The organism is Ramlibacter agri (assembly GCF_012927085.1).
In the GTDB taxonomy this organism is placed as follows: domain Bacteria; phylum Pseudomonadota; class Gammaproteobacteria; order Burkholderiales; family Burkholderiaceae_C; genus Ramlibacter; species Ramlibacter agri.
This window is the reverse complement of the sequence record NZ_JABBFX010000001.1, coordinates 463,590-483,877: the sequence shown is the minus strand read 5'-3', so window position 1 is coordinate 483,877 and position 20,288 is coordinate 463,590. Positions and strand designations below refer to the sequence as shown.

The window sequence follows — 20,288 nt, the reverse complement described above, 5'->3', positions numbered from 1 at the left end:
TCGCGACGTCAGGCGCCGTCGGCTACCTGCCACCGCCGCACCGGCACCGGCCGCGCCGTGTGCCACTTGGTCGCTTCCTCCTGCGTGCACAGCGCGATGCGCCAGCCCTCGCCGGTCCACGTGCGCACGTCGCCTTCCTCGGCCGGCTTCGCGTCCAGTTCCTGCAGCCGCTTGGGCGCAATCCATTCGCCGCGGCGCTTCAACCAGGCTTCCTTCACCGTCCACAACTCGTGGAACAGCGCCTCGCGCTGCGGCGCCACCAGCAGCAGGCGCTCGGCCGGCGTGCAGCACAGGTCGATGAGCCCGGCGACATCGCGCCGGCGGTCCGGCGGCGCCTCCAGGTCCAGCCCCATAGGCACCGCGCCCGCCGCACAAGCCGTGAAGCTGCCGCTGTGGCTGATGGAAAGATGCAGGTCCGCGCGCCCGGCCAGGCAAGGCGGCGCATCCTCCGGTGCCTGCAGCGGCCAGTCGTGCGGCAGCCCGCCGAAGGCCTGGGCCAGCAGCCAGCGGGCCTGCCAGCGCGCCGCCAGGAACTGCGAACGGCGCTTGTTCGTCACCAGCCGCGCCAGCCGCGCGCTTTCGCTGTCCGTGAGCCAGCTCTCCGCCAGCGGGGCGGATGCCAGCACGGCCTCGACACCGCCGCAGGCGAGGTGGATCTTCATGCCCAGCGCCGCAGCACCAGCGAGGTGTTGATGCCGCCGAAGGCGAAGTTGTTGCTCATCGCCCATTCGGCCTGCAGCGCGCGGCCGTTGCCGGTGACGTAGTCCAGCGGCGCGCAGTCCGGGTCGACGTTCTCGAGGTTCAGGTTGGGGGCGAACCAGCCCTCGCGCATCATCTCGATCGTCATCCACGCTTCCAGCGCGCCACAGGCGCCCAGCGTGTGGCCCATGTAGCTCTTGAGCGAGCTGATGGGAACGCTGTCGCCCAGCACTGCGAGCGTGGCCTTGCTCTCGGCCACGTCGCCATGGTCGGTGGCGGTGCCGTGCGCGTTGACATAGGCGATCTCGGAAGCGGGGATGCCGGCGCTTTCCAGCGCCAGCCGCATGGCCTGCGCCATGGTCGGCGACTGCGGTTGCGTCACGTGCGTGCCGTCGCTGTTGGTGCCGTAGCCGCAGACTTCGGCCAGGATGCGGGCGCCGCGCGCCTTCGCGTGTTCCAGTTCCTCCAGCACCAGGGTGCAGGCGCCTTCGCCCAGCACCAGGCCGTCGCGGTCGCGGTCGAACGGGCGCGGCGTCAGCGCCGGCGTGTCGTTCTTCACGCTGGTGGCGAACAGGGTGTCGAAGACGGCCGCATCGATCGGGTCCAGTTCCTCGGCGCCGCCCGCCAGCATGGCGACCTGGCGGCCGGTCTGGATCGCCTCGAAGGCATAGCCGATGCCCTGGCTGCCGGCCGCGCACGCGCTCGACGTCGTGATGATGCGGCCCGTGAGCCCGAGGAACACGCCGATGTTCACCGCCGCCGTGTGCGACATCATCTTGATGTAGGTGTTGGCGTTGATGCCCTCGGTGGCGCGCGCCACGATCATGCGGCCGAAGTCCGCGATGGCCGGCGGCGAGCCGCTGGACGAGCCGTAGGAGATGCCCATCTTCCCGCTCTTCACCAGCGGGTCGCCCAGCAGGCCGGCGTCCTGCAGCGCCAGCTCGCTGGCGCGCGTCCCCATGATCGCCACCCGGCCCATGCTGCGCGTCGCCTTGCGGTTGTAGGTGTCGGGCAAGGTGAAGGGCTGCGCCGGCGCGCCCAGCCGCGTGTTGAGGCCGTCGAAATCCCAGTTGGGCATGAACTGCACCGCATTGCGCTGCCCGCGCAGCCGCGCCCTCACCGTGGGCCAGTCATGCCCCAGCGGGCTGATCGCCCCCACGCCCGTCACCACGACCCGCTTCAAACCATGCCTCCGTTCACCGAAATCACCTGGCGCGTGATGTACGCCGCCTCGTCCCCCATCAGGAAGGCGACCAGGCCGGCCACCTCCTCCGCGCGGCCCAGCCGCTTCATGGGCACCATCTTCAGGGCCTCTTCGCGCACTTCCTCCGGCAGCATCTCCGTATCGACCAGCCCCGGCGCGACGCAGTTCACGGTGATGTTGCGCTTCGCCAGCTCGATCGCCAACGCCTTGGTCGCGCCCATCAGGCCCGCCTTGGCGGCGCTGTAGTTGGTCTGCCCACGGTTGCCCACCAGCCCCGACACCGAGGCGATGGTGACGATGCGCCCCGGCTTGCGCCGCTGGATCATCGGCATCGTCACCGGATGCAGCACGTTGTAGAAGGCGTCGAGGTTGGTGTGGACGACGCGGTCCCACTCGTCAGCCGTCATCGCGGGGAAGGCGTTGTCGCGCGTCACGCCGGCGTTGCAGACCACGCCGTAATAGGCGCCGTGGGCCGCGATGTCTTCTTCCAGCGCGGCACGGCAGGCCGCGCGGTCGCCGACGTCGAACTGCAGCACGCGCGCTTCGCGCCCCATGGCGCGGATGCGCTGCGCCACCGCGTCGGCCTTGCCGCGGCTCGCGCGGCAATGCACGACGATGTCGTGGCCGGCCGCGGCCAGGCGCAATGCGATCGCTTCGCCGATGCCGCTGGAGGAACCGGTGACGAGGACGGTCGTCATGCCGTGCCTCCCAGCAGCTTGGAGCCTTCCGGCGGATCCAGCACCGAGATGCGCGCGCCCGCCACCTCTTCGCCGTTCATGCGGATGCGGCAATCGAACTGGCCCAGGCCATTGGTGGCCACCAGCTCGACGCGCGCCTCCACCCGCAGCTTCGCGCCGCTGGGAAAGCCTTCGCAATGCACTTCGTACTTGCGGCTTCCCAGCAGCAGGCCGGGCCGCGGCTGGCCACCGCTGCCGCGGGCACGGCTGCCGGCCCAGGCGGACACGGTTTGCGCCATGTACTCGATGCCGATCCACGACGGCACCTGGCCGTCGCGCACGAACAGGCCGCCGAAAGGCACGTCCACTTCGGCCACCACGTGCTCGTCGTCCACTTCCAGCAGGCGGTCGATCAGCCGCATGCCGGCGCGGTGGGGGATGAAATTCTCGATGCGCTCGTTGATCACGCTCATGTCATTCGCTCGCGAGCAGGAGGCAGGCGTTGCTGCCCCCGAAGGCAAAGGAGTTGCTCAGGATATGGCGCGGGGCGCGGCCCAGCGCGGCGCCGGGTTCGGCCACGCGCACGGGCGGCAGCGCGGCGTCGCGCGCGCCGTCCCACCAGTGCGGCGGCAGCAGGCCGCGCGGGTTGTCCACCAGCGTGTGCCAGCAGGCCGCGGCTTCCACCGCGCCCGCGGCAGCCAGCGTGTGGCCGGTGAGCGGCTTGGTCGAACTCACGGGGACGTCCAGGCCCAGCACCTGCGCCACCGCCAGGCTTTCCATCGCGTCGTTCTGCGGAGTGGCCGTGCCGTGCAGGTTGACGTAATCGACCTGCGCCGGCGCCAGTTGCGCGCGCTGCAGCGCCTGCTGCATGGCGGCGATCGCGCCGCGGCCGCCCGGCTCCGGGGCCGACATGTGGTGGGCGTCGGAGCTTTCGCCCCAGCCGGCCAGGCGCACCGGGCCGGCATCGCGGCCCACCAGGAAAACGCCGGCGCCTTCGCCGATGTTGATGCCCTTGCGCTGCGCCGACAGCGGGTTGCAGCGCTCGGCGCTGACGGACTCCAGCGCGCTGAAGCCGGCGATGGTGAAGCCGCTCAGTGCGTCCACGCCGCCGGCGATCACTGCATCGACGATGCCCGCGTTCAGCAGGCGCGCCGCCGCCGCCAGCGCCTTGGCGCCGGAGGAGCAGGCGGTGGAGATGGTGTACGCGGGGCCTTGGACGCCGAGCGCGCGTGCAAGGTACTCTGGCGCGTTGCCCATCTCCTGCTGCGCGTAGTCGTAGCTTTCGGGCCAGTCGCCCTGCTCGCGGAAGCGCTTGGCCGCGGCCACGCCTTCCTGCAGGCCGGCGGCGCTGACGCCCAGCACGATGGCGATGCGCTGCGGGCCGAAGCGGGCCTTCGCGGCTTCCACCGGCTCGCGCAGTTCGGGCAGCAAGGCGGCGAGCAGCGCATTGGTGCGGCTGCGGAAGGCGACGGGTTCGTCGTCCAGCGCCGGCAGCGCTTCGTGCACGCGGCCGAGATGCAGCACGCGCCCAGGCGTATAGGCATCGGTCGCTGCCACGCCGCGCGCTTCTTGCAGTGCGAACAGGGCATCGCGCGCGGCGCTGCCGCGTCCCAATGCGCTGATCCAGGCGGCGTGATGCAGGTAGACCGCGCTCATCGTGCTTCCGGCCAGGCGTCGAGCCGCAGGCGATAGCCCACGGCGAGGTTCTCGAGTTCGGCGGACCCGGGCGCCGGGTAGCGCACGCGGATCATCGGCGTGTCGCCGTAGCGCACGGTGCGCGCGCGGTCAGCAGCTTCGTCCACGCTCCAGCCCGCGGGCAGCGCGGGGCGGATCGCCGCCAGCGGCCAGTGCACCAGCTGCAGGTCGCTCAACACGCGCGAGCCCGTGACCGCTTCGGGCCAGCCCTTGGCGCGGCTTTCGTTCAGGTCGCGGCCATCCCATTCGAGCCGGGCGACGGTCTGGCCGAAGTCCATGACGGCCATGCGCACGGCTTGCGCATCGACTTCCAATGCCACGTCAAGTTGCTGCGACTGCCCGTGGCTGCTGACCGTCATGCGCTGCTGCAGCGCGAGCTCATGGCCCAGCGAAGCAGGGCTCAGGCGCAGCGCGAGTTCTTCCTGCCTCGGCGCCGTGGCGCACGCCGCCAACACCAGCGCCATGAGTACAACCAGGACCCTCATTCGGCTGCCTTCTTGGGGTGCCCAGCTCCGCTGCGCACCAGCGGCGACCCCAGCCAAACGAGCAGCACCCCCACCATCAAGGTCAGCCCGAACGCATGCAGCGCCGGCGTCGACGACAGCGCCAACAGCCCGAACGACAGCCACGTACTCGCCGCCCCCAGCACCACGGCCAGCCATGCCGCCCCATCGCCATCGTGTTCCAGCAGGAAGATGCCGTAGTCCACGCCGATCCCCAGCAGCAGCAGCAGCGCCAGGATGTTCGCCAGCTGGAAGGGTTCGCCCAGCCAGCCCTGCACCGCCACCGCCAGCACACTCGCGAGCAGGGTCGGCACCCAGGTGCGCCAGGCGGCGCGGCGGAACCGCAGCCAGAGCACGAACAGCACCAGCGCGTGGCCGGCTGCGAGCAGCGCCGTCATCGACCAGCGATAGCGTCCGAGCAGCGAAGAGATGTCGGCGGCGCGGTCCACCCAGCGCACGCCGTCCAGGCCGGCCGCCGCGCCTTCCAGCAGCGGCAGCTGCTTCGCGTCGTGCAGGCCGTGCAGCATCACGACCGTCATGTACTGGCCGTGGTCGGCGCCCAGCCAGAGGGTCCGAGCGGCGGCCGAAGCAGGATGCGCCAGCCACTGCTCCGGGGTCAGCGCCCCGGCCCCGGGCGCGGGCCGGACCAGGCGCTCGCCCAGAGCGGCGTTGACGCCAGCCAGCACCTCGGCCTCCACCCGCGCGGTCAGGCGCGCATCGGCCTGCTGGCGGCGCAGCGAGGGCACCCAGTCGGAGACGGCGGCGTAACCGGCGAAGGCATGGCGGGCGACGAGTCCGTCCAGGCGCTCCTTCAGCGCCTCCTCGCGTTCCAGCACTTCCTGCGGGCTGGCGCCGCGCACCAGGTAGAACTGCGCGACGCTGGGCGTGCCGAGCAGGCGGCCGATCTTGATCTGCGCCTGGATCAGCGCCGGCGGCGAGCCTTGCCAGTCGCGCACGTCGTCGCTGGCGTGCAGGCGCACCAGGCCGATCAGCGAGAGCACGGCCAGCACCGCGGCAATGCTCCAGGCCAGGCGCGTATTGCGCCAGCTCGGATAGCGCGCCAGGCTGTCGCGGATGCGGGCGGCGAAGCGCGTATCGCGCGGCGCATGCCGATCCAGCAGCGGGAACCAGCACACAGCGGTGAGGAAAGCGGCCAGCAGGCCGGCAGCGGAGAACACCGCCATCTGGCGCAGGCCGGGGAAAGGCGCCAGGCCCAGGGCCAGGTAAGCCAGCACGCTGGTGGACAGCGCCAGCACCAGGCCCGGCAGCAGGCTGCGCATCAAGGTGCGCGGCCGCGCCCAGGGCTGGCCCTGGCGCGAGGCGAAGTAGTGGATGCCGTAGTCCTCCGCCACGCCCACCAGGCTGGCGCCGAACACCAGGGTCAGCAGGTGCACGCTGCCGTAGATCCAGGCCGTCACCGAGATCGCCGCGGCGACGCCGATGGCCAGCGACACCGCCGTCAGCAGGATGGGCGTGAGCCGGCGGAAAGCCAGCCAGGCCAGCAGCAGCACCGCGGCCAGCGAGCCCCAGCCGATCGTGTTGATCTCGTTGTTGGCGCGCACGGCGGCGGCTTCGGCATGCAGCGGCAGGCCGGCGGCGATCATGCGGGCGCCCGGCACTTCGCGTTGCGCGGCCTGCAGCGCGCCATCCAGCGCCGGCTGGTACAGCGCATTGCCGTTCATGGCGAAGGGCGCGCCGGTGATCTCGTAGATCAGCACGACCCAATCGGCGTCTTCGCCGTGCACCCACAGCTCGCCATCGCGCGGGCGCGCGCGGGTCTGCGCGGCGCGGGCCTGCAGCCAGTCGGGGAACAGGCCCAGCGGGTCGGAAGCGAAGTCCGCCAGCCGCGCCGAAGCGCCGGGCTGCGCCAGCAAGGCCAGCGCGCGCTGCACCTGGCTGCCGGGCGGGGCCTGCAGCAGTTCGGCGCGCTGCGCCGGCGTCAGCAGGCGGTCGCGCCGGGAGCCATAGAAATCGAGGATCTGGTCCAGTGACTGGGCACCCACGCTGGCGCGCAGCGGCGCATCGGCCTGCTCCAGCGCATGACGCCACTGGTCCGCCGCGCGCTTCGCATCGGACCACGCCGGCGCACCGAGCAACACCACGACCTGGCGCGACACGCCTTCGGCCATCAGCTTGCTGGCGCGGCCCACTTCGGGCGCCTGCTCGGAGACGGGCAGCAGCGCCAGCACGTCGGTGTCGAGCTTGCCGGCGCGCCAGAACTGCACCTGGTGCACGACCACCACCAGCACGAACACGAGCCAGGCCAGCCCGGCCAGCCGCCACGGCGTGGCGGCCACCTGCGGCAGGTGGGTCAGTTCCTCCGGCGAGCCGAGCAGGCTGGGATCACTCAAACTGGCTCTCCTCCTCGGGGCGCAGCGCCGCGCTGGTGGTGTGCCGCGCAAGGTGGATCTGCGTCAGGTCGCCGCTGCCTTCGGCCAGCTTCACGCCGCGCAGGAAATGCTCGCCTTCCAGCTCGACGCGCTGGACCCAGCGGGCCAGCGCCGCATCGCGCGGCAGCAGGGCGAGCTTCCAGCCTTCGCGGCCGACCAGTTCGCCTTCGATCGTGAAGCGCTGCGCCAGCGCCTGCAGGTCGGCGGCCATCACGCCGAACAGCGTCTCGCTGATCGCGCGCACGGCCGGCTCCTCGCTCGCGCTCAGCCGCCGCGCCACGCTGCCGTCGGCGCCGCGCGCCAGCACGCGGTCGCGCGTGACGACCAGCGTCGACGCGAACGGCTGCAAGGTGCGCCAGACCACGCCGCGGTCGCGCGCCACCACGAAGTCGCCGGTCGAGACCAGGGGATTGCGGAAGCCCTTGACCGTCTTGCGCTGCTCGAAGACGCCGCGCACGACGGGCTCGTTGGCCAGGCGCTGGCGCACTTCGCGCAGCAGCGCCGGCACGGGTTCAGCCGCGAAGGCCGGCGCGGACAAGGCTGCCAGCAGCAGGGAACGGCGGCGCATCATGGCTTCACCCCCAGCCGCTCCCACAGCACGGGCGGGCAGACGAACTGCATTTCGCGCGTGGCCATGTGCACCGCCACCTGGATGGTGGAGGCTTCGGTGAGCTTCCGGCCGCTCAGGGCGTCGGTGATGCGGTATTCGATGCGCAAGCGGTTCTCCCACTCCTTGATTTCGGCGCGCACCTTCAGGCGCTGGCCGAATTCGGCCGGCCGCACGTACTTGAGGCGCATATCGACGATGGGCCAGCCGTAGCCGGACTCGCGCATGCGCGGATAGTCGTAGTTGAACTTGCCGAGCAGGGCGGTGCGGGCGACCTCCAGGTATTTCACGTAGTGGCCGTGCCACACGATCTCCATGGGGTCGATGTCGTAGAAGGCGGGGACCACCTCCACTTCGTGGCTCAGGTCGGTCGTCATGCCCAGAAGGGATAGAAATTGAACCAATCGTAAGGCGCGCGGACCAGCAGCGCCTCCATCCGTCGGACGAACTGCTCCGTCCATTGTTGCAAGGCGGCGTCACGGCCGGCGCGCGGAACAAGCACCCGTTCACCCAGCAATTCGAAGCGCACCACGTGCCGGCCGTTCTCGCGCACGCAGCCCAGCATCAGCAGCGGGCAGGCGAGCAAGGAAGCCAGCACATAGGCGCCGACAGGGAACTTCGCCGGCGCTCCAAGGAATGGAACGGTCGCGGTGCGCGCGCTGGCGACCGGAACCCGGTCGCCAGCGATGGCGACGAATTCGCCGGCCTGCACGCGGCGCTCCAGCTCCACGGCGGTGGAAGCATCGACCTCGGTCACCTGCAGCAAGGTCACCTGGCTGGCCGGGTTCAGCCGCTTCAGGATCGCGTTGAAGCGCTCCGCGTGGCGGGTGTGGACCAGCACCGTCAGCCGCAGGCCGGGCAGGCGGTTGGCGAGCGCCTGGCACAGCTCCAGGCAGCCGATGTGGGCGGTGACCAGCAGCGCGCCGCGGCCTTGCGCCAGCAGCGCGTCGACCTGTTCCTGGCCTTCCAGTTTCACCTCGGCGAAGGCGTAGCGCCCGGAGGTGGCGAGCAGCTTGTCCAGCAAGGTCTCGGCGAAGGACATCAGGTGCCGCAGCCAGTGGAGCGTGCCGGGCTGGGCGCCGATCACGCCGTGCGCGGCCTGCATGCGGGCCAGGTAGTCCAGCGAGGCGCGGCGCGCGCGCGGCTGCGTGGCGGCGTAGAACAGCACCACCGGCCAGAGCAGGGCGCGCAGCAGGCGCCGGCCGACTACGCGGTGCACGCCGTACAGGAACCAGATCCCGGCGGCGAAGGTCGACTCGCCGATGCGCGCCCAGTGGATGGCGGTCGCTGTCATGCCGCAACCTTGCGCCAAAGCAGCATCGGCAAGCGCGCCAGCATGCCGAAGAACAGGCGCGTGTGCATCGCCGAGATGCGCACGTTGTCGCGCAGCATGCGGAAGTGCGAGATGCCGTCCTGCGGATAGGTGACGCGGGTCGCCAGGTTCACGACCGGCACGCCGCGCCAGTGCAGGCGCACGATGACGTCGCTGTCGAAGTCCATGCGGCGGCCGATCCGGACCTTCTCCAGCAGCGGCATCAGGCTGGCGAGCGGATAGGCGCGGAAGCCGCACATGGAATCGCGGATGTCCAGGGACAGCGTGTTGATCCAGACCCAGACATGCGTGGCATAGCGGCCGTAGAGCCGGCCCTTGGGCACGCTGGCGTCGTACACCGGACAGCCGGCTATGACCGCATCCGGATGCAGGCGCGCCTGCTCGATGAATTGCGGGATGTCGCCGGTGTCGTGCTGGCCGTCGGCATCGACCTGCAGCACGTGCGTGAAGCCGCGGCGCGCGGCTTCACGGAAGCCTGCCACCATGGCGGCGCCCTTGCCCTGGTTGGTCGCCAGCCGCAGCCGGTGCACGCCGAGGTCATGCACGGCCAGGCGCTGCACGGCAGCCTGCGTGCGGCCGTCGCTGCCGTCGTCGACCAGGATGCATTCCAGCCCGTGCGCGCGCACCGCTGCGCACACCGCGGGAATCGTGTCCGGGTGGTTATAGACGGGGATGACGACGACCGGCTTGAACACGGTCAGGCCTCCCCGAACACCAGCCGGCCGCTGGAATGCTGGCCGGTTTGCGAGGCGAAGCGGAAGTGCAGTTGCCGCGCCTCGGCCTTCCATTCCAGCTCCAGTTCCAGCTGCACCGGCGGCAGCACCGGCTGCTGGAACTTCATCTGCTCGGCGCGCAAAAAGCGCGGCGGCAGTTCGAAGGCCCGGCGGCCGAAGGCGATGGCCCAATCGAGCTGCACCACACCCGGCAGCACCGGCGCGCCGGGGAAGTGCCCTTCGAACACGCGCAGCTGCGGCACGATCTCCAGGCTCACCGCCGCCTGCGGCGCGCGGCGCTCACGCCAGGTGGCGCGCGGCAGCTCAGGCTGGAACAGCACGCCCAGCAGCGCCTCGGTGGCCTTGCCCTGGGTGTTGACCGGCAGCTCGCGCAGGTAGCGGAAGCGGCGCGGCAGCACCACGCGCTCGAAGCCTTGCAGCAGGTGCTGGCGGATGCGCGCGCTCATCCCGCGCTTGCCTTCGGCCTGCAGCACCGACCAGCCTTCGGCGCTGGGCACCGCGACCACCGCGAGCCGCGGCCCGCCTTCGGACGGCACCAGCAGCGCCTTGCCTTCGGCGACCAGGCCACTGGCCGCGAGCGCGTCTTCCAGCGCCACCAGCGAGACACGCTTTTCCTCGATCTTGACGATGCGGTCGGCCCGCCCCTGCAGCACGAAGCGGCCATCGGGCAGCGCCTTGGCGCGGTCGGCGGTTTCCCACCACTCGTCGCCATCGAGGTGCGCGGAGCGCACGCACAGCGTGTCGTCCTTCAGCCGCCACTGCACTTCGGGCAGGGCGGTCCAGGCATCGCCATCGTGCGCGCGCTGGCGCCAGGCGACGCCGCCGGTCTCGGAGCTGCCGTACACCTCGGTCGGCGACACGCCCAGCAGCGCATGGGCCTGCCCGGACGATTCCGGCGGCAGCGGGCCGCCGGAGGAGAAGATCGCCCGCAGCTGGCCGCGGGCCGCGGACCAATCCAGGCTCTCCGGCAGGCGCTTCAGGTGCGCAGGGCTGGACACCAGCGCCGTCGCTTCGAGGCCCAGGCGCTGCGCCATCTGTTCGGGATAGACCAGCTTCTCGACTTCCACCACGCGCCCGGCCGCCAGCGGCCAGGTGGTGACGAACAGCAGGCCGTAGATGTGCTGGTGCGAGACGGTTGCGCGGATCAGCGGCGCGCCGCCCGCATCCATGCGCGCGCCGAACACCGTTTCCAGGTGCTGCACTTCGGCCTCCAGCTGCGCCAGCCGCTTGCGGATGGCGACTGGCTGGCCGCTGGAGCCGGAGGTGTAGATCACCGCCTGCGTCTCGTGCAGGTCGAGCTCATGCAGCGGCGCTCCGGGCGCCGCGGCCGGCTGCAAGGCGCCCGGCAATTCGCCGGCGCAGGCAGCCACCTGCGGCAGCAGGCGTTCCAGGGTCGCGGGCTGGGCATCGCCGGGCAGCATCGCCACCTTGCCGGCATGCCAGGCGCCGAACAAGGCGCAGGCGAAGTCGTAGCTGTCGGCGAAGTAGATCGCCACGTGCTGGCCCGGCACGGCCGCAAAGGCCGCCTGCCAGCGCGCGACGTCGGCACTGAAACGTTCGTGCGCAATCAGCGCGCCGCCACGGCGCGCCACCGCGCGCTGCGCGGGGCCGGGCAAGGCCACCCGCGCGAGGGAGATCCAGTCAGCCATGGGACCCCGCGGCCGCCAGGCGGGCCCGCATGCGCTGGCGCAGCAGCCATTCGGCGGCGAAGAACAGGCCCATGGCCCCATACGAAAGCAGGCCGTTCCACAGCAGCCACGCATGCTCGCTGCCCCACAAGGTGGTGGCGAGCGCGATGGCGCCATTGACGACGAAGAAGGCGCACCAGGCGATGGTGACCTTGCGCGTGTAGGCCACGCCTTGCGGCGGCAGGTCCGGCTCGGTGAGGCGGGCGATGCGCTCGATCATCGACGGCCCCCGCCACAGGCTGGCGCCGAACACCCCCAGCAGCACGGCGCTGACCAGCACGGGATAGAGCTTCATCGGCAGCCAGCTGTGCCCCAGGCTGGCGGACGCTCCCAGCACCAGCGCACCGCAGCCGGCGACCAGCCACACGGGGTCGCGCCCGCTCCACGCGCGCAGCAGCAGCAGCGCGGCCAGCGCCAGGGCGACCCACAGCGGGTCCCAGCGGCCGAGGCCCAGGTAGACCACGAGCGGATAGGCGACCGTGGCCACCGCCGCCAGCAGTTTCAGCGGAGCACGCACGCGCAGCCTTCAGGCGGGCGTGGGGTTGTCCAGCATGCCGTACAGCGCGTCGACCACGTCGGCCACGGTGCGCACCGACTTGAAGGCCTCGGGGTCGAGGCGGCGGCCCACCAGCGGCTTCAGCTGCACGATCAGGTCGACGGCGTCGATGCTGTCGATCTCGAGGTCGTCATAGAGCTTCGCCTCGGGCTTCACCTTGGCGGGATCGATCTCGAAGGTTTCCTCCAGGATGGCGGCGATGTGATTGAGGATGTCGTCCTTGGTCATGGCGTTCACCTGGCTTGCACGGTGGCTGGGCGGGATTGGGAGACGAAGCGCGCGAGCGCGGCGACGCTCGCGAAATGCTGGCGGGTTTCGGCCGCGTCGGCCGACAGGGTGACGCCGTAGCGCTTCTGCAGCGCCACGCCGAGTTCCAGCGCGTCGATGGAGTCCAGGCCCAGGCCTTCGACGAAGAGCGGCGCTTCCGTCGCGATGTCCTGCGGCCGCACGTCTTCCAGCGACAGGGCGGAGATGATCAGTTCCTTGATCTCTTGTTCAAGCGCTTGCAAGTTCGTGCTCTCTCGAAAAATAGTCGGTGAGGTGGCGATTGAGGTGGCGCGCGGCCAGCGCCGCGCTGGGGGCCGCCGCGATGAAGGGCGACACCCGGATCACCTCGTCCACCTCGATCCGGATGTGGGCGCGGCGCGGCGGCACCTGCCACCACTTCTCGCCCTTGGCCAGGGTGAGCGGCGCGCAGTGGATGCGCACCGGCGTGATGTCCAGCTCGCCGTGCACCGCCACCCGCGCCGCCCCGCGCTGCAGGCGCATGGGCTCGGTGCGCGAGGTGCGCGTGCCCTCGGGGAAGATGATCAGGTTGTTGCCGGTGCGCACCGAGCGCACGCAGCCTTCCAGCAGCTCCTCGCCGCCGTCGTCGTTGAAAACGAAGCCGGCCGCGCGGACCGGGCCGCGCGTGATCGGGTTGCGCGAAAGCGCGCCCTTCACCACGCAGTCGCCCTGCTCGATCAGCGCCATCAGCAGCACGACGTCGATCAGGGTCGGGTGGTTGGCCAGGATCAGCCGGCCGCCGCCCTGCAGGCGCTCGAGGCCGCGCACTTCCACGCTCAGCACGCGGGTGGCGCGCATCAGCGTGACGAAGGAGCGGAAGGTGTGGCGGATCATCCAGCGGGCAACCGCGGAGCGGCGCCGCGAGTCGCGGATGCAGGCGCGCAGCATCGGAAAGACCACCATGCCCAGCATCAGGCTGCCGGTGCCGAAGCTAGCGAAGCACAGGCCGGTGGCGGCGACGCGCCAGGCCCGGTCGATGCGCTCAAGCATGGCGGCTCCAGGTCCAGCGCATGCCGTTGGCGCGCGTCTCGGCCTGCGCGTCTTCGGACACGGCGAAGCGCAGCGCCTGCAGGCCGAAGGGCAGTTCCGAAGCCGGCGCGGCAGCGTCGTCCGCGGTCCACGCCAGCGCGATGTGCGGCTCGCCGGCGTCGGCCGCGGCAATGCGCCAGGCCCAGGCATAGGCTGCGGCCGGCTCGTTCTGGAAGGCGGCGTATTCGCCGGGCAGCGGCGCGTCGTAGCAGACCAGCAGCACCTCGCGCGCGCCATCGGCCAGCAAGGCGCAAGCCTCCACCACGCCGTTGGCGGCGCTGGCGGGTCCGGCGGCCACGCTGCTGTAGCTGGCCTGGTCGTTGCGGCTGATCGAGTACATGGCGCCGATGGCGTTGTGCACGGAAAAAGTGAAATCGGTCGGTGAGGCGGCTCCGCTGGCCGCGAATTCCTTCAGCAGGGCCAGGCAACGCTGCGCGTCGCCATAGCCGGAGGCGAACACCACGGGCTGGCCGCTGCCGGGAGCGTGGGTTTCCCACGCCATCTGGGCCGCGGCGCGGCCCAGGGCATTCAGCCGTCGGCGCTGCATCGCCGGCATGGCCTCGAGTTTCGCTTCCGGCAGGCCCTGCGGGCAATGGGGTGCGCGCGCCCAGGCGCGCCAGTCGGCGGCCGCGTGCAGGCCAGGGGCCAAGGCCGCCCAGTCCCGGATCACGAAGCGCACACCCATATGGCCCCTCCCGAGGCTGCTCATCCTTAATTCTTCCTCAATGTTAATTGATGTATCTGAAGCGCCCGTCGCCCAGATGTAAGCGACTACTGTGGTTCCAAGGATTCCCGCTTTTGGCGTGGCGCGGCGCCGACACCGCCAGGGTGCAGGTGCATTGACTTGTACACATGGAGTGAGGTCCTAGGGTTTACCCACCTCAGGTCTACAATCGCAAGCCCTTTTGCGATGATTCCGCCAAAGAACAAGGTGGCCGCGCCCGGTTGCCAGGAGACTTGCATGTCCGATACCCCCGCCAAGCCCGACAAACGCGCCCTGTTGCGCGAAGCGGCGCTCAAGTACCACGAGATCCCGACGCCCGGCAAGATCGCCATCTCGGCGACCAAGCAGCTGATCAACCAGTACGACCTGGCGCTGGCGTATTCGCCCGGCGTCGCGGCGCCCTGCGAAGAGATCGTCAAGGATCCCGCCAACGCCTTCCGCTACACCGCCCGGGGCAACCTGGTGGCGGTCATCACCAACGGCACCGCGGTGCTGGGCCTGGGCGACATCGGCCCGCTGGCCGCCAAGCCGGTGATGGAGGGCAAGGGCGTCCTGTTCAAGAAGTTCGCCGGCATCGATGTCTTCGACATCGAGATCGCCGAGAAGGACAACCTGGACAAGCTGGTCGACGTGATCGCCGCGCTGGAGCCCACCTTCGGCGGCATCAACCTCGAAGACATCAAGGCGCCGGACTGCTTCTACGTGGAGCGCAAGCTGCGCGAGCGCATGAAGATCCCGGTCTTCCACGACGACCAGCACGGCACCGCCATCGTCGTCGGCGCCGCCATCCTGAACGGCCTGAAGGTCGTCGGCAAGGACATCACCAAGGTCAAGCTGGTGACCTCCGGCGCCGGCGCCGCGGCGCTGGCCTGCCTGGGCCTGCTGCTGAAGCTGGGCCTGCCGCGCGAGAACATCTACGTGACCGACCTCGCCGGCGTGGTCTACAAGGGCCGCAAGGAGCTGATGGACCCGGACAAGGAGCAGTTCGCGCAGGACGTCAAGGCGCGCACGCTCACCGAGGTGATCGAGGGCGCCGACGTGTTCCTCGGCCTGTCTGCCGGCGGCGTGCTGAAGGCGGAGATGGTCAAGAAGATGGCGGCCGACCCGCTGATCCTGGCCCTGGCGAACCCCAACCCGGAAATCGCCCCGGAAGACGCCAAGGCGGCGCGGCCCGACTGCATCATCGCCACCGGCCGCACCGATTACCCGAACCAGGTCAACAACGTCCTGTGCTTCCCGTACATCTTCCGCGGCGCGCTGGATAGCGGCGCGACGACGATCACCATGGAAATGGAGATCGCCGCGGTGCACGCCATCGCCGAACTGGCGCAGGCGGAGCAGAGCGAAGTGGTGGCGGCGGCCTATGCGGGCCAGCAGCTGTCCTTCGGCGCCGAATACCTGATCCCGAAGCCCTTCGACCCGCGCCTGATGATGAAGATCGCGCCGGCGGTGGCCAAGGCGGCCGCGGACAGCGGCGTGGCGGCGCGCCCGATCCAGGACATGGATGCCTACCGCGAGAAGCTGCAAAGCTTCGTCTACGCGTCCGGCACCACCATGAAGCCGATCTTCGCGCTGGCCAAGAGCGCGCCGCGCAAGCGCGTGGCTTTCAGCGAGGGCGAGGAAGAGCGCGTGCTGCGCGCCGCGCAGATCGTGGTGGACGAGGGCGTCGCCCGGCCCACCCTGATCGGCCGCGCCAAGGTGATCGCCCAGCGCGTCGAGAAGTTCGGCCTGCGCCTGCAGCAGGGCCGCGACTTCGACGTGGTCGACACCGACTACGACGATCGCTACCGCGACTTCTGGCAGACCTACCACCGCATGACCGAGCGCAAGGGCGTGACGGTGCAGATGGCCAAGATCGAGATGCGCCGGCGCCTGACGCTGATCGGCTCGATGCTGCTGCAGAAGGACCAGGTCGACGGCCTGATCTGCGGCACCTGGGGCATCACCTCGCTGCACCTGCAGTACATCGAGCAGGTGATCGGCAAGCGCCCGGGCGTCAACACCTACGCCTGCATGAACGGCCTGATGCTGCCGAACCGGCAGGTCTTCCTGGTGGACACGCACGTCAACTACGACCCGACGGCGGCGCAGCTGGCGGAGATCACGATCATGGCGGCCGAGGAGATGATGCGCTTCGGCCTGAAGCCGAAGGCGGCGCTGCTGTCGCACTCCAACTTCGGCAGCAGCAACCAGCCCAGCGCGCACAAGATGCGCGAGACACTGGAAATGCTGCGTACCACCGCGCCCTGGCTGGAAGTGGACGGCGAGATGCACGGCGACGTGGCACTGGACGGCCAGGCCCGCGCGCAGATCATGCCCCACAGCACCCTGTCCGGCGACGCCAACCTGCTGGTGCTGCCGAACATCGACGCTGCCAACATTTCCTACAACCTGCTGAAGACGGCGGCCGGCGGCAACATCGCCATCGGCCCGGTGCTGCTCGGTGCCGCCAAACCGGTGCACATCCTGACGGCCAGCACGACCGTTCGGCGGATCGTCAATATGACAGCTTTGACGGTCGCGGACGCAAACGCCGCCCGTTAAGCTCTTCCCACCAAGCGGGCGCTAACTTAAGTCAGCACTCGCCGCTTCGAAAAGCCTTGCCCGGTGCCCAATTTTTGGGCACCGGGCTTGCCTTTTGGTGACACATCGGTCACACTACCGGGCTTGAAAGGTCCGGGTAAACCCGGGGTTTGAAGCAGTCCCGGCGGCAGGATAAGCCGGGTGAAGTTGAGAGGCCCAGCGGCGGAAAGCCAAAGGGTGGTGCCCTTGAAGATCTCCCGAGAAGGTCCGCTCCAATCCCGTCTCCAAGCCCTCAAGTTTGCGCTCACTAGCGCACTTGTGGCGGCGACGATGCTCGGGATGTCCCACGCGCAAGCCTGGGAGCAGCAGTGGAAAGCGGGCGAAGTCGCCGTCATCGCGGTGGTGGAACTGCCACCGCAGGGCCGGGAGACCTACGAACGCATCCGGCGAGGCGGGCCGTTCCTGCATGAAAAGGACGGCACGGTGTTCGGCAACAGGGAGCGGATGCTCCCGCCCGAAAAGCGCGGCTACTACCGCGAATACACCGTGGAAACGCCGGGTGCGCGCGACCGGGGTGCCCGACGCATCGTGTGCGGCGGCCCCGCGAAGGTACCGCACGCCTGCTACTACACCGCAGACCATTACGCCAGTTTTCGCAAGATCGTGGAGTGACCCGAGCATGAAGATGAAGCGGGAAGAGTTTTTGACTACCGAGAAAGACACGGAGATGGAACAGCAGCCACTTCGTCCTGACATTTCCGAAACGCCGCTGAAAGGCGTGCGCAGCAACATCGTGCAGTCCATCCGCGCGTTCCGCGTGCAGGACCTGCAGGAGACCGCGACGAAACTGGGCCAGCATTTCCTGTACGCCAACCTGGCCATGGCCATGAGCAAGCAGGACGTGCTGGACATGATCGCCCAGCAGTTCACCTTCCCGGCGCACTTCGGCAAGAACTTCGACGCGCTGTACGACTGCATGACCGACCCGCTGCACAAGTCGGGCCCGCAGCCGGGCTTCATCGTGGTGCTGGAACACATTCCCGCCAACGGCAAGTTCGACAAGGAAGGCCGCGAGCAGCTGCTGGACATCTTCCGCGACACCGCCGATTACTGGGCGGACCGAAAAGTCCCCTTCCGCTGTTTCTATTCTTTTCGGTAGCCCGTTCCGCACAACAAGGCCAAGCGGAACGGGCGAACGAGGCCCAGGGCGAACCCGTGCAACAGCCGGTCGCCGATGGCGAGAAGATGCCCACGGACAAGATCCTGGACGTCTCCCCGCTGGCGCTGCGAATGAGCAGCCCGTTCAACGCGGGTTACTGGCTCGCGGCGGCCTGATCGATCAGGCACGAAACAAAGCCCCGCAACTGCGGGGCTTTTTCTTTGGGCGCCCTGGTTCCCCGCCTCCGCGGGGATGACGACACTCACGCCAGGGCCTGGGCCACGGCAACGTACTCCGCCACCGCCACTTCCTCGGCCCGGCGCTGCACGTCGAACTCGCCGGCAAAGCCTTTCTCCTCCAGCCACTTCCCCAGCGTATTGCGCAGGATCTTGCGCCGCTGGCTGAAGGCCACCTGCACCAGCTCGGACAGCAGCGCCTCGTCGACGACGGCCGGCTGGTCGTAGGGCACCATGCGCACCACCGCGCTGTCCACCCGCGGCGGCGGGTCGAAGGATTCCGGCGGCACGAACAGCACGTCCTCCATCGCGTAGCGCCACTGCAGCATCACCGACAGCCGCCCGTAGTCGGACGTCGCCGGCGCGGCCACCATGCGGTCGATCACTTCCTTCTGCAGCATGAAGTGCTGGTCCTGCACGTGGCCCACGTGCTGCAGCAGGTGGAACAGGATGGGGCTGGAGATGTTGTACGGCAGGTTGCCGACCACGCGCAGCTTGGGCACGCCGCGCTCCCGCGCCAGCGCCGTGAAGTCCACCTTCAGCACGTCGGCCTCCACCACGTCCAGCTGCGCGTGCTGGCGCAGCCGCGCGGCGAGGTCGCGATCGAGCTCGATGACGGCCAGCTTGCCCAGGCGCTCCACCAGCGGCTGGGTGAGGGCGGCGAGGCCCGGGCCGATCTCCACCATGGGCTGGCCGGGCCGCGGATCGATCTCGCGCACGATCGCGTCGATGATCCCCTGGTCGGACAGGAAATGCTGCCCGAAGCGCTTGCGCGCGACGTGCTTCGAACGGTGGGGGTCAGAGCCCAATTTCGTTCACCGGTATCTCGGCCTCAAACATGATCGTCGTGAATTGGGATCTGACCCCCAGGTCACAGAACGGGGGGCTCCCTGTATTCCACGTACGCCCGGCCGCGCACTTCCTGCGACCAGCGCACGTAGGCTTCGTCCAGCTTCTTCTCTTTCACCAGGTTGCGCGCCACCTCGCGCTGCTCCTTCGGGCCCAGGGTGTTCTGGCGCCGCTCGATCAGCTGGATCAGGTGGATGCCGAAGCGGCTGACCACCGGGTCGGAGATCTGGCCGGGCGCCAGCGCGTTCAGCACGTCCTCGAACTCCGGCACGAACATGCCCGGGCTGGCCCAGCCCAGGTCGCCGCCGTTCTTGGCGCTGGCGTCCTGCGAGTTGTCGCGCGCCAGCTCGGCGAAGGTGGCCGTGCCGCCCTCGATGCGCTTCTTGAAGTCCGCCAGCCGCTGGATGGCCTGCGTCTCGCTCAGGTTGGGGCCGGCCCGCAGCAGGATGTGGCGGGCATGGCTTTGCGTCACCGAAATGCCGGCGCGCGTGGCCTGGCGCTTCTCCAGCACCTTGACGATGTGGAAGCCGGCCGACGAGCGCACCACGTCGCTGATCTGGCCTTCCTTCAGGTCCTTGGTGACGTCCACGAACAGCTGCGGCAGCCGGTCGGCCGCGCGCAGGCCGATCTGGCCGCCGTTCTGCGCCGCGCCGGCGGCGTCGGAGTTGTCGCGCGCCAGCTGCGTGAAGTCCTCGCCGGCCCGGGCGCGTTCCAGCAGCTTCATGGCCTTGGCCTGCCGCTGCGCCACCTCGCTGGCGGGTGCGCCTTCGGGCACGACGACCAGGATGTGCTGCAGGTTCAGCTCGGTGCTGTTGGTGTCGCTCACGCCCGACTCCTGCTCGCGCAGGAAGGCGTCGATGTCGGCCTCGCTCACCTTGGAGCGCGGCTCCAGCTCGCGATCGCGCAGGCGCTGCAGCAGGATCTGGTTGCGCAGGTCATCGCGGAACTGCGCAACCGTCGTGCCGGAGGCGACGACGCGCTGGCGCAGTTCGGGCACCTCGATGTTGTTCTGGCGGGCCACGTTCTGCTCCGCCAGGTCCACCGTGGCGTCGTCGGCCCGGACGCCGGTTTCCTTGGCCAGCTGCAGCTGCGCCTTCTCGGTGATCAGGCGTTCCAGCACCTCGCGTGCCAGCTGCGTGCGCGGCGGCATCGGCGAGCCCTGCTGCGCCAGCTGCTGCTCGTAGCGCACCATGCGCAGGCGCACCTCGTTGTTGGTGATCGGCTCGGAATTGACCACGGCCACGATGAAGTCGGCCGCCTGCGGCCCGCGCTGCACGGGTTCGGCGCCGAGGCGGCCCGGGCCCAGCTGCGGCGTCGCGCGCAGGCCCTGCGCCGCCGCGGAGGCGGCGAGGACGGCGGCCAGGAGGGCCAGGGAAAGCTTTTTCATCATCGGAGGC

22 protein-coding genes are annotated in these 20,288 nt (G+C 69.8%); 3 read left to right on the top strand and 19 right to left on the bottom strand.

Annotation, left to right across the window (positions count from 1 at the left end):
• Positions 1-8: 8 nt before the first annotated feature.
• Genes HHL11_RS02440 through HHL11_RS02360 form a run of 17 tightly spaced genes read right to left on the bottom strand, consistent with a single transcriptional unit; the run spans position 9 to position 14,085 of the window.
• Positions 9-662: a 4'-phosphopantetheinyl transferase family protein gene (locus HHL11_RS02440; protein WP_169416799.1), complete on the bottom strand. Its 654-nt coding sequence runs from the start codon at positions 660-662 to the stop codon at positions 9-11.
• Positions 659-1,882 (bottom strand): beta-ketoacyl-ACP synthase, encoded by a 1,224-nt coding sequence (locus tag HHL11_RS02435; RefSeq protein ID WP_169416797.1) that lies wholly within the window; start codon positions 1,880-1,882, stop codon positions 659-661. Before HHL11_RS02435 ends, HHL11_RS02440 begins: the two co-directional genes overlap by 4 nt.
• Positions 1,879-2,601 (bottom strand): 3-ketoacyl-ACP reductase FabG2, encoded by a 723-nt coding sequence (locus tag HHL11_RS02430; protein ID WP_169416795.1) that lies wholly within the window; start codon positions 2,599-2,601, stop codon positions 1,879-1,881. The genes HHL11_RS02435 and HHL11_RS02430 overlap by 4 nt, the downstream gene beginning before the upstream one ends.
• Complete coding sequence (locus tag HHL11_RS02425; RefSeq protein ID WP_169416793.1) at positions 2,598-3,053, bottom strand: hotdog family protein; 456 nt, start codon at positions 3,051-3,053, stop codon at positions 2,598-2,600. The genes HHL11_RS02430 and HHL11_RS02425 overlap by 4 nt, the downstream gene beginning before the upstream one ends.
• Before the next feature lies 1 nt (position 3,054).
• The gene (locus HHL11_RS02420; RefSeq protein WP_169416791.1) at positions 3,055-4,236 is read right to left on the bottom strand and encodes a beta-ketoacyl-ACP synthase; all 1,182 of its coding nucleotides are present in this window, start codon (positions 4,234-4,236) and stop codon (positions 3,055-3,057) included.
• Entirely contained in the window at positions 4,233-4,760 is a 528-nt protein-coding gene (locus HHL11_RS02415) for a DUF3261 domain-containing protein (RefSeq protein ID WP_169416790.1), read from the bottom strand. Before HHL11_RS02415 ends, HHL11_RS02420 begins: the two co-directional genes overlap by 4 nt.
• Positions 4,757-7,129: an MMPL family transporter gene (locus HHL11_RS02410; RefSeq protein ID WP_240979989.1), complete on the bottom strand. Its 2,373-nt coding sequence runs from the start codon at positions 7,127-7,129 to the stop codon at positions 4,757-4,759. Before HHL11_RS02410 ends, HHL11_RS02415 begins: the two co-directional genes overlap by 4 nt.
• The gene (locus HHL11_RS02405) at positions 7,122-7,736 is read right to left on the bottom strand and encodes a LolA family protein (protein WP_240979988.1); all 615 of its coding nucleotides are present in this window, start codon (positions 7,734-7,736) and stop codon (positions 7,122-7,124) included. Before HHL11_RS02405 ends, HHL11_RS02410 begins: the two co-directional genes overlap by 8 nt.
• Positions 7,736-8,152: an acyl-CoA thioesterase gene (locus tag HHL11_RS02400; RefSeq protein ID WP_169416789.1), complete on the bottom strand. Its 417-nt coding sequence runs from the start codon at positions 8,150-8,152 to the stop codon at positions 7,736-7,738. Before HHL11_RS02400 ends, HHL11_RS02405 begins: the two co-directional genes overlap by 1 nt.
• Entirely contained in the window at positions 8,149-9,069 is a 921-nt protein-coding gene (locus HHL11_RS02395; RefSeq protein ID WP_169416787.1) for a lysophospholipid acyltransferase family protein, read from the bottom strand. The genes HHL11_RS02400 and HHL11_RS02395 overlap by 4 nt, the downstream gene beginning before the upstream one ends.
• Positions 9,066-9,803: a glycosyltransferase family 2 protein gene (locus HHL11_RS02390; RefSeq protein ID WP_342593161.1), complete on the bottom strand. Its 738-nt coding sequence runs from the start codon at positions 9,801-9,803 to the stop codon at positions 9,066-9,068. The genes HHL11_RS02395 and HHL11_RS02390 overlap by 4 nt, the downstream gene beginning before the upstream one ends.
• A 2-nt stretch (positions 9,804-9,805) precedes the next feature.
• Positions 9,806-11,491 (bottom strand): ApeI family dehydratase, encoded by a 1,686-nt coding sequence (locus HHL11_RS02385; RefSeq protein ID WP_169416783.1) that lies wholly within the window; start codon positions 11,489-11,491, stop codon positions 9,806-9,808.
• Positions 11,484-12,047 carry a COG4648 family protein gene (locus HHL11_RS02380; RefSeq protein WP_169416781.1) on the bottom strand — a complete coding sequence of 188 codons (564 nt, stop codon included), beginning with the start codon at positions 12,045-12,047 and terminating at the stop codon, positions 11,484-11,486. The genes HHL11_RS02385 and HHL11_RS02380 overlap by 8 nt, the downstream gene beginning before the upstream one ends.
• Positions 12,048-12,056: 9 nt before the next feature.
• Positions 12,057-12,314 (bottom strand): acyl carrier protein, encoded by a 258-nt coding sequence (locus HHL11_RS02375; RefSeq protein ID WP_169416780.1) that lies wholly within the window; start codon positions 12,312-12,314, stop codon positions 12,057-12,059.
• A gap of 5 nt (positions 12,315-12,319) precedes the next feature.
• A complete protein-coding gene (locus HHL11_RS02370; RefSeq protein WP_169416778.1) occupies positions 12,320-12,595 on the bottom strand; it encodes a phosphopantetheine-binding protein in 276 nt (91 codons plus the stop codon).
• On the bottom strand, positions 12,582-13,361 hold the full coding sequence (locus tag HHL11_RS02365; protein WP_169416777.1) for a lysophospholipid acyltransferase family protein: 780 nt from the start codon (positions 13,359-13,361) through the stop codon (positions 12,582-12,584). The genes HHL11_RS02370 and HHL11_RS02365 overlap by 14 nt, the downstream gene beginning before the upstream one ends.
• The gene (locus HHL11_RS02360; protein WP_169416776.1) at positions 13,354-14,085 is read right to left on the bottom strand and encodes a beta-ketoacyl synthase chain length factor; all 732 of its coding nucleotides are present in this window, start codon (positions 14,083-14,085) and stop codon (positions 13,354-13,356) included. Before HHL11_RS02360 ends, HHL11_RS02365 begins: the two co-directional genes overlap by 8 nt.
• A 276-nt stretch (positions 14,086-14,361) precedes the next feature.
• Between HHL11_RS02360 and HHL11_RS02355 the strand changes: the two genes are divergently transcribed.
• From HHL11_RS02355 to HHL11_RS02345, 3 genes are all read left to right on the top strand, one after another.
• The gene (locus tag HHL11_RS02355) at positions 14,362-16,668 is read left to right on the top strand and encodes an NADP-dependent malic enzyme (RefSeq protein ID WP_169416775.1); all 2,307 of its coding nucleotides are present in this window, start codon (positions 14,362-14,364) and stop codon (positions 16,666-16,668) included.
• Between the two features lie 318 nt (positions 16,669-16,986).
• Positions 16,987-17,319: a guanyl-specific ribonuclease gene (locus HHL11_RS02350; RefSeq protein WP_240979987.1), complete on the top strand. Its 333-nt coding sequence runs from the start codon at positions 16,987-16,989 to the stop codon at positions 17,317-17,319.
• Between the two features lie 55 nt (positions 17,320-17,374).
• On the top strand, positions 17,375-17,806 hold the full coding sequence (locus tag HHL11_RS02345) for a barstar family protein (protein ID WP_169419876.1): 432 nt from the start codon (positions 17,375-17,377) through the stop codon (positions 17,804-17,806).
• Positions 17,807-18,068: 262 nt separating this feature from the next.
• Here HHL11_RS02345 and rsmA read toward each other — a convergent pair whose 3' ends face one another.
• Both rsmA and HHL11_RS02335 read right to left on the bottom strand, forming a co-directional pair.
• Positions 18,069-18,851: a 16S rRNA (adenine(1518)-N(6)/adenine(1519)-N(6))-dimethyltransferase RsmA gene (rsmA, locus tag HHL11_RS02340; protein ID WP_169416774.1), complete on the bottom strand. Its 783-nt coding sequence runs from the start codon at positions 18,849-18,851 to the stop codon at positions 18,069-18,071.
• Between the two features lie 62 nt (positions 18,852-18,913).
• Positions 18,914-20,278 carry a peptidylprolyl isomerase gene (locus tag HHL11_RS02335; protein WP_240979986.1) on the bottom strand — a complete coding sequence of 455 codons (1,365 nt, stop codon included), beginning with the start codon at positions 20,276-20,278 and terminating at the stop codon, positions 18,914-18,916.
• Positions 20,279-20,288 lie beyond the last annotated feature (10 nt).

Excerpts from the sequence above, each read along its gene's own strand:
- HHL11_RS02360 (WP_169416776.1), bottom strand. The coding sequence starts at position 14,085 with ATGGGTGTGCGCTTCGTGATCCGGGACTGGGCGGCCTTGGCCCCTGGC.
- HHL11_RS02430 (WP_169416795.1), bottom strand. The coding sequence starts at position 2,601 with ATGACGACCGTCCTCGTCACCGGTTCCTCCAGCGGCATCGGCGAAGCG.
- HHL11_RS02345 (WP_169419876.1), top strand. The coding sequence starts at position 17,375 with ATGGAACAGCAGCCACTTCGTCCTGACATTTCCGAAACGCCGCTGAAA.
- HHL11_RS02395 (WP_169416787.1), bottom strand. The coding sequence starts at position 9,069 with ATGACAGCGACCGCCATCCACTGGGCGCGCATCGGCGAGTCGACCTTC.
- HHL11_RS02440 (WP_169416799.1), bottom strand. The coding sequence starts at position 662 with ATGAAGATCCACCTCGCCTGCGGCGGTGTCGAGGCCGTGCTGGCATCC.
- HHL11_RS02350 (WP_240979987.1), top strand. The coding sequence starts at position 16,987 with ATGTCCCACGCGCAAGCCTGGGAGCAGCAGTGGAAAGCGGGCGAAGTC.
- HHL11_RS02405 (WP_240979988.1), bottom strand. The coding sequence starts at position 7,736 with ATGCGCCGCCGTTCCCTGCTGCTGGCAGCCTTGTCCGCGCCGGCCTTC.
- HHL11_RS02365 (WP_169416777.1), bottom strand. The coding sequence starts at position 13,361 with ATGCTTGAGCGCATCGACCGGGCCTGGCGCGTCGCCGCCACCGGCCTG.
- HHL11_RS02415 (WP_169416790.1), bottom strand. The coding sequence starts at position 4,760 with ATGAGGGTCCTGGTTGTACTCATGGCGCTGGTGTTGGCGGCGTGCGCC.
- HHL11_RS02375 (WP_169416780.1), bottom strand. The coding sequence starts at position 12,314 with ATGACCAAGGACGACATCCTCAATCACATCGCCGCCATCCTGGAGGAA.
- HHL11_RS02385 (WP_169416783.1), bottom strand. The coding sequence starts at position 11,491 with ATGGCTGACTGGATCTCCCTCGCGCGGGTGGCCTTGCCCGGCCCCGCG.
- HHL11_RS02355 (WP_169416775.1), top strand. The coding sequence starts at position 14,362 with ATGTCCGATACCCCCGCCAAGCCCGACAAACGCGCCCTGTTGCGCGAA.
- HHL11_RS02335 (WP_240979986.1), bottom strand. The coding sequence starts at position 20,278 with ATGAAAAAGCTTTCCCTGGCCCTCCTGGCCGCCGTCCTCGCCGCCTCC.
- HHL11_RS02400 (WP_169416789.1), bottom strand. The coding sequence starts at position 8,152 with ATGACGACCGACCTGAGCCACGAAGTGGAGGTGGTCCCCGCCTTCTAC.
- HHL11_RS02420 (WP_169416791.1), bottom strand. The coding sequence starts at position 4,236 with ATGAGCGCGGTCTACCTGCATCACGCCGCCTGGATCAGCGCATTGGGA.
- HHL11_RS02425 (WP_169416793.1), bottom strand. The coding sequence starts at position 3,053 with ATGAGCGTGATCAACGAGCGCATCGAGAATTTCATCCCCCACCGCGCC.